We start from the raw sequence: 10012 nt of genomic DNA on the forward strand, positions 1-10012 counted from the left end.
ACCTTTGTCTAATTGCCGTGGCGATCCGAGCTGCTATGAATTGCCGTGATTTGAATCCGGGCCCTAAAACTCACCTGGCCCGTCGCATGTCCCATGAGGAGGAGTTGCATGTCGGAGAAGATCTATCCGGTCACGAAGCCGGTGAAGGCGCGCGCCCTGATCGATAAGGAAAAGTACCTGAAATGGTACGAGGAAAGCGTCGAGAACCCCGACAAATTCTGGGGCAAACACGGCAAACGGATCGACTGGTTCAAGCCCTATACCAAGGTCAAGAACACGTCCTTCACCGGCAAGGTCTCGATCAAGTGGTTCGAGGACGGTCAGACCAACGTCTCCTACAATTGCATCGACCGCCATTTGAAGACCAATGGCGATCAGGTGGCGATCATCTGGGAAGGCGACAATCCTTATATCGACAAGAAGGTCACCTATAACGAACTCTACGAGCACGTCTGCCGGATGGCGAACGTGTTGAAGAAGCACGGTGTCAAGAAGGGCGATCGCGTCACAATCTACATGCCGATGATCCCGGAATCGGCCTATGCGATGCTTGCCTGCGCCCGCATCGGCGCGGTGCATTCGGTGGTCTTCGGCGGCTTCTCGCCCGAGGCGCTGGCCGGACGCATCGTCGACTGCGAATCCACCTTCGTCATTACCTGCGACGAAGGTCTGCGCGGCGGCAAGCCGGTGCCGCTGAAGGACAATACCGATACGGCGATCCATATCGCGGCCCGCCAGCATGTGCATGTCAGCAAGGTGTTGGTGGTGCGCCGCACCGGCGGCAAGACCGGCTGGGCGCCCGGCCGCGATCTCTGGCATCATCAGGAGATCGCGACGGTGAAGGCGGAATGCCCGCCGGTGAAGATGAAGGCGGAAGATCCGCTGTTCATTCTCTATACCTCAGGCTCGACCGGCAAGCCGAAGGGCGTGCTGCACACGACGGGCGGTTACCTCGTCTATGCGGCGATGACGCATGAATACGTCTTCGATTACCATGACGGCGATGTCTACTGGTGCACGGCCGATGTCGGCTGGGTCACTGGCCACTCCTATATCGTCTATGGGCCGCTCGCCAATTGCGCGACGACGCTGATGTTCGAGGGCGTGCCGAATTTTCCGGACCAAGGCCGTTTCTGGGAAGTCATCGACAAGCACAAGGTCAATATCTTCTATACGGCGCCGACGGCGATCCGTTCGTTGATGGGCGCCGGCGACGAGTTCGTCACCCGTTCCTCGCGAGCGTCGCTGCGCCTGCTTGGCACCGTCGGCGAGCCGATCAACCCGGAAGCCTGGGAATGGTATTACAATGTCGTCGGCGACAAGCGCTGCCCGGTCATCGATACCTGGTGGCAGACGGAAACCGGCGGCCACATGATCACGCCGCTGCCTGGCGCCACCGATCTGAAACCCGGCTCGGCGACGGTGCCGTTCTTCGGCGTCAAACCGCAGCTGGTCGACAATGAGGGCAAGGTGCTGGAAGGCGCTGCCGACGGCAATCTCTGCATCACCGATAGCTGGCCCGGCCAGATGCGCACGGTCTATGGCGATCATGATCGCTTCATCCAGACCTATTTCTCCACCTACAAGGGCAAGTATTTCACCGGTGACGGCTGCCGGCGCGATGCCGATGGCTATTACTGGATCACCGGTCGTGTCGACGATGTGCTCAACGTCTCCGGCCACCGGCTCGGCACCGCCGAGGTGGAATCGGCACTTGTCTCGCACAATCTGGTTTCGGAAGCCGCGGTCGTCGGTTATCCGCATGCGATCAAGGGCCAGGGGATCTATTGCTATGTGACGCTGATGGCCGGCCATGAGGGTACGGATGCGCTGCGCCAGGATCTGGCGAAACACGTGCGCGCCGAAATCGGCCCGATCGCGCAGCCGGACAAGATCCAGTTCGCGCCCGGCCTGCCGAAGACCCGCTCCGGCAAGATCATGCGCCGTATCCTGCGCAAGATCGCCGAAGACGATTTCGGTGCTCTCGGCGATACCTCGACGCTCGCCGATCCAGCCGTCGTCGACGATCTGATCGCCAACCGGCAAAACAAGGCGACCGCCTGAGATATCGAGCCGTTCCGGCCCAGGTTGCTGGGACGGCTCACCTTACTTCCACAATTGGATGCGTGGCCAGCCGTTCAAGAGAAAGTCGCCGGCAAGACTACGTTAGCCGGATTCTCGGCAAATGAACCAGCATTTCGCCGAGCGCATGCGCGCATCCAGGTCCCGACCGAGGCGAGAAAATTTACCTAGAAATCGATTGCCCGGCCATTGATCTCATAATCGCCGAAGCGGGCCGGCTCGGCTCCGCCGCGGCCGCCGGTCTCCGGCGGCAGCTCCGGCGGCTTCTGGTTCTTTCGCCGCTCCTCGGCTTCGGCGAGCGCACGTTCGGCAGCCGGGGACAGCATCCTGCGCGGCGGCTCCGATCCCTCGGCCGTCGGCGTTTCGCTATTGTCGTTATCGGCGTCCTGCATGGCATCTCCTGCCGGAAAATATTGAAAATGGCTGGCGAATAACCAAATCATAATGCGCCGGCGGCGGGATTGAAAGCTTGTGACGGCGAAATCGGAGATGGAGATCCGCAATGAACCTCGTTCGCACTGCCATGTTGCTTGCCTTCATGACGGCGCTTTTCATGTTTGTCGGCTTTCTGATCGGCGGTCGCGCAGGCATGATGATCGCATTCGTCATCGCCGCCGGGATGAACTTCTTTTCCTATTGGAATTCCGACCGCATGGTGCTTTCGGCCTATCGCGCCCAGGAAGTCGATGAACGCAACGCGCCGGAATTCTTTGCGATCGTGCGGGATCTCGCCCGCAATGCCGGCCTGCCGATGCCGAAGGTCTATCTCTACGACAGCCCGCAGCCGAATGCCTTCGCCACCGGCCGCAATCCCGACAACGCAGCCGTCGCCGCTTCCACCGGCCTGCTCAGCGCTTTGTCTGCCGAGGAGGTCGCGGCCGTGATGGCGCATGAGCTGGCCCACATCCAGAACCGCGACACGCTGACGATGACGATCACGGCAACGCTTGCCGGGGCGATCTCGATGCTTGGCAATTTTGCTTTCTTCTTCGGCGGCAACCGTGAAAACAACAACAATCCCCTTGGATTCGTCGGAGTTCTCCTTGCTATGATCGTGGCGCCGCTTGCCGCCATGCTGGTGCAGATGGCGATCAGCCGGACGCGTGAATATTCGGCGGACCGCCGGGGCGCCGAAATCTGCGGCAATCCGCTCTGGCTGGCTTCGGCGCTCGGCAAGATTGCCCGCGGCGCTGCCCATGTGCCGAACGCGGATGCCGAGCGCAACCCGGCGACGGCGCATATGTTCATCATCAATCCGCTCTCCGGCGAGCGTATGGACAATCTGTTTTCCACCCATCCAAACACGGAAAACCGCATCGCTGCGCTACAGGACATGGCGCAGGGCGGCATGAACGTCTCGACGCCGCCGGTTCGGGCTGCTAATCCGTCGCGCAAATCGCGCTCTGTTCCGGATACGGGTCTTGGTCGCGGTGGTTCGCAACCGCCAAAAGGTCCATGGTCTTGAATTCAGACGGCACAAAGAAACCATTCCGCAAGCATAAGCCGTCCACCGAGCGATCTGCGCCGGCCAAACCCGGAATGCAGGCGCGGGCTGCGGCGGCAAAAATTCTTGCGGCCGTCGTCGATCGCAGACTACCGCTCGACGGCGCTCTCGATCATGAACACGGCAATCCGGCCTACCGGGCGCTCGGCGAAAACGACCGGGCGCTTGTCCGCGCCATCCTGAACACGACGCTGCGCCATCTGCCGCGCATCGATGCCGCGATTGCAGCGCTGCTGGAATCGCCGCTGCCGGAAGGGGCGCGGGCGCTACACCATGTCCTTGCAATCGGGGCGGCGCAGATCCTCTATCTCGACGTGCCGGATCATTCGGCTGTCGATCTTGCCGTCGAGCAGGCCAATCAGGATCCGCGTAACCGGCGTTTTGCCAAGCTGGTCAATGCCATTCTCCGCCGGCTCGGCCGCGAGAAGGAGCAGGTGCTCGACGAGATTGGCCAGGTCGCGCCGATGCCGGCCTGGTTCATCGCCAGGCTGGAAAAAGCCTATGGCCGGGACGCGGCGCTGGCGATTTCGGAATCTCAGCTCCAGCCGGCAGCGATCGACCTGACCGTCAAGTCCGACCCCGAAGGCTGGGCAAAGCGGCTGCACGGCGCTGTCCTGCCGACTGGCAGCGTGCGGCTTGCCGCCTTCGATGGCGGCATTCCTTCGCTCCAAGGCTTCGACGAGGGCGCGTGGTGGGTGCAGGATGCGGCTGCAAGCATCCCGGCTCAGCTTTTCGGCGATCTCTCGGACAAACGGACCGCCGATCTCTGCGCCGCGCCGGGGGGCAAGACGGCGCAGCTCGTCCTTGCCGGCGGCGCAGTCACCGCCCTCGACCAATCGGAAAGCCGGCTGAGACGGCTGCGATCGAATCTCGACCGACTCGGTTTAAAGGCGGAGACGATCGCAGCGGATCTGACGACGTTCGAGCCGGCAGAGCGTTTCGATGCGATCCTGCTCGATGCCCCCTGCTCGTCCACCGGTACGACACGCCGGCACCCCGACGTGCTTTGGACCAAGGGAGCTGAGGATATCGCCAGGCTGGCGGCGCTGCAGGAACGGCTGCTGCGTCATGCGCTGACCCTGCTGAAGCCGGGCGGCACGCTGGTTTTTTCGAATTGTTCGCTCGATCCTGTCGAGGGTGAGGACGTCGTTGCCCGTGTTCTTGCCGACACCGGTGCGGTCCAGCGTGTTCCGATCGATCCCGGTAGTTGGCCGGGCCTTGAAGCGGCGATCACGCCGCTCGGTGAATTCCGCACGCTTCCGACCATGCTGAAAATGCCCGATGGCGTCGCCTCCGGCCTTGACGGCTTCTATGCCGCCGTGCTGCGGCGCGTGGCCTGATTGCGGGCTTGGGTGCCCGGTGTCAGGCAGGTCCCGTCCAAAAACCGCAGCGATCCCAGCTAAGAACGCATGAATTTGCGTATATTCTAACCTTGTCACGAATTAATTCATTGCGGACGATGAAATCGGCCACTTTTCACCTATTCTTAACCACGAGGGTCAATAGACAATAGAATATGCAGTCCGGTCGGCGTTTTGCGAGCATGTATGTTCGGGAGGCTTGGCGGCGCGCCTTGCGCCGCATCGCGTTGCTGCGCCTGAAGCTCCTCCGCCATTCGATCAACGCGCCCGAGCGTCTCATCGTCGCGCCGACCGATCTCCGCAGCATCGATTCGCATGTGGCCGACGAAATCCTCAACGGACGGTTTCTCCTGGCCGGGCGGATGTTGGAAACGAGTGGAAAGTCACCCTTCACCTTCACCCTGCCCTCGCGCCCCTTCGCCATCCGCCTTCACAGCTTCGGCTGGCTCCGGCACATGCGGGCGAACAAGACGGAGCGCAGCTCGGCTGCAGCCCGTGCGATCGTCGACAGCTGGCTCTCCATCCATGCCGGCCGCATGGAGGGGATTGCATGGGAGACCGACGTCACCGCCCAGCGCGTCATCGCCTGGCTGTCGCATTCGCCGGTGGTGTTGCAGAATGCCGACCGCGGCTTTTATCGCCGCTTCATGAAGTCGCTGGCGTTCCAGGTGAGGTTCCTGCACCGCATGGCGCCGTATACGCTTGGCGGTCTGGAGCTGTTTCGGCTGCGTATCGCGCTCGCCATGGCCTCGGTTGCCATGCCTGCCCGCGCATCCACGCTCAGAAAGGCGGCGCAGGCGCTCGACCGCGAATTCGATAGCCAGATTCTGCCGGATGGCGGCCATATCTCGCGCAATCCGCGCGTCGGCCTGGAATTGCTGCTCGATCTGCTGCCGCTAAGGCAAACCTATGTCAATCTCGGCCACGACCTGCCACAGAAGCTGATTTCCGGCATCGACCGCATATACCCGGCATTGCGGTTCTTTCGCCATCAGGACGGGGATCTGGCGCTGTTCAACGGGGCGACCTCAACGTTGGCAAACGAGCTGATCTCCGTACTGCGCTATGACGAGACCGCCGGCCAGCCGTTCAAGGCCTTGCCGCATTCCCGCTATCAGCGGCTTTCCGGGGGAAAGACAGTAATCATTGCCGATGCCGGCACGCCGCCTTCGGGAGGCGCACTTCGGACCGTACATGCCGGCAGCCTCTCCTTCGAAATGTCGTCCGGCCGTCACCGTTTCATCGTCAATTCCGGTTCGCCGAAATTTAACGGGCACCGTTATGTCCAGATGGCGCGCACGACGGCGGCGCATTCGACGGTTATCCTCAACGACACCTCGTCCAGCCGTTTTTCGCCCTCGCCGTTCCTCAATCACGCGATCACCGAGCCGGTGAGAACAGTCACCGTCGAGCGTTCCGAAACGGAGGATGGGCGCGACGGCATCAAGCTTAGCCATGACGGTTATCTCAGAGCGTTCGGGTTGTTGCATGAGCGTGAGCTGACACTCAATGCCGCAGGCTCGATCGTCACCGGCCGCGACCGGCTCGTCGTCCGGGAAGGATATGAGCATGACGAGCCGCTGAAGGCTGTCGCCCGTTTTCATATCCATCCGTCGATCGTCCTACATCAGGGTGACGGCGAGTCCGTACTGCTGACGGCGCCAGACGGTGAAAGCTGGCTGTTTTCCGCACCCGGCAATGAAGTGCTAATTGCCGAGGACATCTTCTTTGCCGACAGCTCTGGCATTTGCGGTTCGGACCAGATCGAAATCGACTTCGATCTTGCCGAGAAGACGGAAATCCGTTGGTTTTTGTCCCGTAAGGGATAGCACCTGTTTGCGCGGCGACGAAGCTGTGCTAACGCGGCCTCAGAATGCGAGCGTCCTGGAGCAGGATGGTCTTGGGCCCACGTCGGCCTGAAATCCGAATCCTGCTCTTAATTAAGCGGATGTCTCCCGAAGCCCGAATGGAGAAGGTTTCATGGCCGTCATTTCCAAGAAAATCCCCGCCCCCGACAAGATCGAAATCAAGACCGCCCTCCTCTCCGTCTTCGACAAGACCGGGATCGTCGAACTGGCCCGAGCACTGTCTGCCAGAGGCGTGCGACTGCTCTCGACCGGCGGCACCTTCAAAGCGATCGCTGCTGCCGGCCTTGCGGTCATCGATGTCTCCGAAATCACCGGTTTTCCCGAGATCATGGACGGGCGGGTCAAGACGCTGCATCCGACGGTGCATGGCGGCCTGCTGGCGATCCGCGACGATAGCGAACACCAGGAGGCGATGAAACAGCATGGCATCGAGGCCATCGACCTCGCCGTCATCAACCTCTATCCCTTCGAAGAAGTGCGCGCCGCCGGCGGTGATTATCCGACAACCGTCGAGAATATCGATATTGGCGGGCCGGCGATGATCCGGGCATCGGCCAAGAATCATGCCTATGTGACGATCCTGACCGATCCGGCGGATTATGCCGAGTTCACAGAGCAGCTTTCCGCAGATGAGGGCAAGACCGCCTATGCCTTCCGCCAGCGCATGGCCGCCAAGGCCTATGCCCGCACTGCGGCCTATGACGCGATGATTTCCAACTGGTTCGCAGAAGTGCTGTCGATCGACACGCCTCGCCACCGCATTATCGGCGGCGCGCTGAAGGAGGAGATGCGTTACGGCGAAAATCCGCACCAGAAGGCGGCCTTCTACGTCACCGGCGAGAAGCGCCCGGGTGTTTCGACGGCTGCCCTCCTTCAGGGCAAGCAGCTCTCCTACAACAATATCAACGATACCGATGCCGCCTATGAGCTGGTCGCCGAATTCCTGCCTCAGAAGGCGGCTTGCGCCATCATCAAGCATGCCAATCCCTGCGGCGTCGCCACCGGATCAAGCCTGGTCGAGGCCTATCGGCGGGCACTCGCCTGCGATAGCGTTTCCGCCTTCGGCGGCATCATCGCGCTCAATCGGACGCTGGATGCCGAAACGGCCGAGGAGATAGTCAAGCTCTTCACCGAAGTGATCATCGCGCCTGATGTCACGGAGGAAGCGAAGGCGATCGTCGCCCGCAAGCCGAACCTGCGGCTGCTGTCTGCCGGCGGCCTGCCCGATCCGCGCGCCGCGGGCCTGACAGCAAAGACCGTTTCCGGCGGCCTGCTGGTCCAGAGCCGCGACAACGGCATGGTCGAGGATCTGGAGCTCAAGGTCGTCACCAGGCGGGCGCCGACGGCGCAGGAGCTTGATGATATGAAGTTCGCCTTCAAGATCGGCAAACATGTGAAATCGAACGCCGTGGTCTATGCCAAGGACGGCCAGACGGCCGGTATCGGCGCCGGCCAGATGAGCCGTGTCGATTCCGCCCGCATCGCCGCGCTCAAAGCCGAAGAGGCGGCCAAGGCGCTCGGCCTTGCCGTGCCGATGACGCATGGTTCGGCCGTCGCCTCCGAAGCCTTCCTGCCGTTTGCCGATGGTCTTCTGTCGATGATCGCTGCAGGCGCGACGGCGGTTATCCAGCCGGGCGGCTCGATGCGCGACCAGGAGGTCATCGATGCCGCCGACGAACATGGCATTGCGATGGTCTTTACCGGCATGCGCCATTTCCGGCACTGAATGCGTGGCGGAAATGCTCTATCTCTTTGTTTTTACCCAATTCCGGATGTAAAATCATCCCGTCCCAGGTATTGCTAGGCCCGATCGGCCGGATAGGGCGTGCGGACGAGCAGCACCAGGCCGCCGGCGAGAAACAGGATCAGCGTTGCCATTCCAAGCCGCGGTGATCCACTCATATAGGTGACCAGCGAGAAGAGCAGCGTCGCCATGAAACTCGTGGCGCGCCCCGAAAGCGCGTAGATGCCGAAATAGCGACCGGCTTCCTCCGGGCTGACGCTACGGGCGAGATAGGAGCGCGAGGAGGCCTGCACCGGCCCGAAGGCAAACCCGATCAACAGACCATAGAGGATATAGGCCTTTTCCGCCGCAGTGCCGAAGAGGCCGCCGGAATCCGCCGTCGGCAGCGGCATCAGTCCGAACAGGGTATAACCCGGCCCTGTCGAGATGATGCCGATGGTGGCGAGGAGCAGCATGGTGAGGCTGATGACGACGGTCACCTTCGACCCGACACTCTTGTCGATACGCCCGGCAATCAGGCAGCCGAAAATCGCGACGACGTTGAGGATGATGCCGTAGATGCCGATCTCGATCGTTGCCCAGCCGAACATGCCGGCCGCGAAGATGCCGCCGAGGATCAGCAGCCCGTTGACGCCGTCCTGGTAGATCATCCGGGCGATGAGGAATTTGAGGATGCCGCGGCGCTCCTTCAGTTCACCAAGCGTGTTTCTCAGCTCTCGCAGGCCCGAACGGACGGCGGTGCCGAAGGGAAGACCCCTGCCGACATCCGGCGTGAAGAAGAACATCGGCAGGATGAAGATCAGATACCAGACGGCCGAGATCGGCCCGGTGATGCGTGCATCCTCTCCGGTCCGAGGATCGAGACCAAATAGCGGATCGAGGCCTAGGATGGTCTTGCCGGTCTCGGGGCTTGCCGCCAGCAACGTGACGACGGCGATGAGCACGATGATGCCGCCGAGATAACCAAGCCCCCAGGCGGTGTTGGAGAGCTTGCCGACCTCGTGCTTGGCGACCAGGCGCGGCATCATCGAATCGTTGAAGACGATCGAAAACTCGGCCGAGATCGAGGCGAGGATCATGAAAATCGCGGGATAAATAACAGCCGAGCCGGGGGCTGCGAACCACAGGCAGAAAAGGCTGGCGATCTTGATGATCGCAAAGAAGCCGATCCAGGGTTTGCGTGCGCCTGACTGGTCGGCGATCGAGCCGAGAATGGGCGAGAGCAGGGCGATGATCACCGATGAGATCGTCGCCATGTTGCTCCACGTCGTCTGCGCGGAAACGGGGTCATCGGTCAGGCGAGAAACGAAATAGGGTCCGAAGATGAAGGTAGTGACCACGGTAAAGAAGGGCTGGGCTGCCCAATCGAAGAACATCCACCCCCAGATGCCCTTCTCCGTGGCCTTCGGGGGCTGCGTTCCTGTCCAGTCAATGCGATTCAACATCCGCTCCT

The 10012-nt window shown here is 61.6% G+C and carries 7 protein-coding genes; 5 read left to right on the forward strand and 2 right to left on the reverse strand.

The window, feature by feature from the left end:
• Positions 1 to 108: 108 nt before the first annotated feature.
• Positions 109 to 2064: an acetate--CoA ligase gene (acs, locus tag HJB83_RS12470; protein ID WP_221131592.1), complete on the forward strand. Its 1956-nt coding sequence runs from the start codon at positions 109 to 111 to the stop codon at positions 2062 to 2064.
• A 185-nt stretch (positions 2065 to 2249) separates the two neighbouring features.
• Here the strand turns inward: acs and HJB83_RS12475 are convergent, their stop codons facing one another.
• A complete protein-coding gene (locus tag HJB83_RS12475) occupies positions 2250 to 2474 on the reverse strand; it encodes a DUF1674 domain-containing protein (RefSeq protein WP_207582303.1) in 225 nt (74 codons plus the stop codon).
• A 110-nt stretch (positions 2475 to 2584) separates the two neighbouring features.
• On the opposite strand from HJB83_RS12475, the gene htpX reads away from it, so the two are divergent.
• The 4 genes from htpX (at position 2585) to purH (ending at position 8541) form a co-directional block, all read left to right on the forward strand.
• On the forward strand, positions 2585 to 3547 hold the full coding sequence (htpX, locus tag HJB83_RS12480) for a zinc metalloprotease HtpX (RefSeq protein WP_207582302.1): 963 nt from the start codon (positions 2585 to 2587) through the stop codon (positions 3545 to 3547).
• A complete protein-coding gene (locus HJB83_RS12485; protein ID WP_207582301.1) occupies positions 3538 to 4926 on the forward strand; it encodes an RsmB/NOP family class I SAM-dependent RNA methyltransferase in 1389 nt (462 codons plus the stop codon). Before htpX ends, HJB83_RS12485 begins: the two co-directional genes overlap by 10 nt.
• A gap of 176 nt (positions 4927 to 5102) precedes the next feature.
• Positions 5103 to 6776, forward strand: coding sequence for a heparinase II/III family protein (locus tag HJB83_RS12490; RefSeq protein WP_207582300.1), 1674 nt, complete (start codon positions 5103 to 5105; stop codon positions 6774 to 6776).
• Between the two features lie 151 nt (positions 6777 to 6927).
• Positions 6928 to 8541, forward strand: a complete 1614-nt coding sequence (gene purH / locus HJB83_RS12495) for a bifunctional phosphoribosylaminoimidazolecarboxamide formyltransferase/IMP cyclohydrolase (RefSeq protein ID WP_221131593.1) — start codon at positions 6928 to 6930, stop codon at positions 8539 to 8541.
• Between the two features lie 74 nt (positions 8542 to 8615).
• Here the strand turns inward: purH and HJB83_RS12500 are convergent, their stop codons facing one another.
• Positions 8616 to 10004: an MFS transporter gene (locus HJB83_RS12500; protein WP_221131594.1), complete on the reverse strand. Its 1389-nt coding sequence runs from the start codon at positions 10002 to 10004 to the stop codon at positions 8616 to 8618.
• Positions 10005 to 10012 lie beyond the last annotated feature (8 nt).

Source organism: Rhizobium sp. NZLR11 (genome assembly GCF_019685115.1).
Lineage (GTDB): Bacteria > Pseudomonadota > Alphaproteobacteria > Rhizobiales > Rhizobiaceae > Rhizobium.

What these genes read in the sequence shown, in the direction of transcription:
- acs (WP_221131592.1), top strand. Translation starts at nt 109, where the DNA reads ATGTCGGAGAAGATCTATCCGGTCACGAAGCCGGTGAAGGCGCGCGCC.
- HJB83_RS12475 (WP_207582303.1), bottom strand. Translation starts at nt 2,474, where the DNA reads ATGCAGGACGCCGATAACGACAATAGCGAAACGCCGACGGCCGAGGGA.
- htpX (WP_207582302.1), top strand. Translation starts at nt 2,585, where the DNA reads ATGAACCTCGTTCGCACTGCCATGTTGCTTGCCTTCATGACGGCGCTT.
- HJB83_RS12485 (WP_207582301.1), top strand. Translation starts at nt 3,538, where the DNA reads ATGGTCTTGAATTCAGACGGCACAAAGAAACCATTCCGCAAGCATAAG.
- HJB83_RS12490 (WP_207582300.1), top strand. Translation starts at nt 5,103, where the DNA reads ATGCAGTCCGGTCGGCGTTTTGCGAGCATGTATGTTCGGGAGGCTTGG.
- purH (WP_221131593.1), top strand. Translation starts at nt 6,928, where the DNA reads ATGGCCGTCATTTCCAAGAAAATCCCCGCCCCCGACAAGATCGAAATC.
- HJB83_RS12500 (WP_221131594.1), bottom strand. Translation starts at nt 10,004, where the DNA reads ATGTTGAATCGCATTGACTGGACAGGAACGCAGCCCCCGAAGGCCACG.